Source organism: Acinetobacter sp. NBRC 110496, from assembly GCF_000876115.1.
Taxonomy (GTDB): Bacteria; Pseudomonadota; Gammaproteobacteria; order Pseudomonadales; family Moraxellaceae; genus Acinetobacter.
In genome coordinates this window covers 1-885 of record NZ_BBTF01000148.1, presented here as the reverse complement: position 1 = coordinate 885, position 885 = coordinate 1, and the positions used below count along the sequence as shown (strand labels likewise).

Genomic DNA, 885 nt, shown 5'->3' with positions numbered 1-885 from the left:
TAGATTAACCTCAAACTTCTAATTCTTATAAATAATGAAAAACACCCAACTTATCTAGCACATCTAAAGACAATTGTTTACGTAGAGCAATATCATCACCAGCTTTCATTTGCATATTTAAAGCAAATGCCACCACTTGCCCATCTGCCTTTTCAACAAAACCCACATACCAACCCACTTGCGGGTCTACAGCCATTCCCCAGCCACTTTTAGCATATAGACGATTCTCCCCTCTGCGCTCTACATACAACATCTCTTTCACTTGTTGCTGAACTTCAGGTTTAAAAGGCAATTGCCCTTGGGCTAAATCATACACAAACTTTACTTCTTGTATAGGTGTAATTGTCAAAGGCCCTTTCAACCAAAATTGATCAACTTCCGTGCCTATTTGCATATTGCCATAACCAATACGTTGCAATTCACTTTGCATTAAGCTTGGACCAATACGACGTGCCAATTCTTGATATACAGGCACTGTAGATGCTTGCATGGCTTCGCCCAAAGTAAAATCTTTGTCCCATGCTTTAAAAAAACGTGGCTTTCCATCCCACTTAAATATTTCTGTAGATGTTGCTTTATGATTTTCTAAACCAATTAGTGCATTGGCAATTTTAAATGTAGATGCAGGAATATAAGCTGTTTTTGCTCGGTCTAAATGCGTGCCATATTTTTTAATATTTTGACCATCATATGTGACAAACACAGCATCAGCTGAGATTTCATTAAAAAGCGCTTGAACATTCTGATCGATGATTGAGTTATTCACTTGTGGAATTGTACTTGTTTTTGCTCGACTCATACTATGCTCAGCACAAGCCCCAATACTTATGCTTAAGCAAACTAAACTCAATATTTTTAATAATTTCATGATATACAACTTTAAAA

General features: G+C 36.7%; 1 protein-coding gene. It reads right to left on the bottom strand.

The window, feature by feature from the left end; genetic code table 11:
• Positions 1-25: 25 nt before the first annotated feature.
• The gene (locus tag Aba26S_RS20975; RefSeq protein ID WP_002002480.1) at positions 26-868 is read right to left on the bottom strand and encodes a carbapenem-hydrolyzing class D beta-lactamase OXA-58; all 843 of its coding nucleotides are present in this window, start codon (positions 866-868) and stop codon (positions 26-28) included.
• Positions 869-885: the final 17 nt, after the last annotated feature.

Bases quoted from the DNA above. Each gene is read 5' to 3' on its own strand.
- Aba26S_RS20975 (WP_002002480.1), bottom strand. From the start codon at position 868: ATGAAATTATTAAAAATATTGAGTTTAGTTTGCTTAAGCATAAGTATT.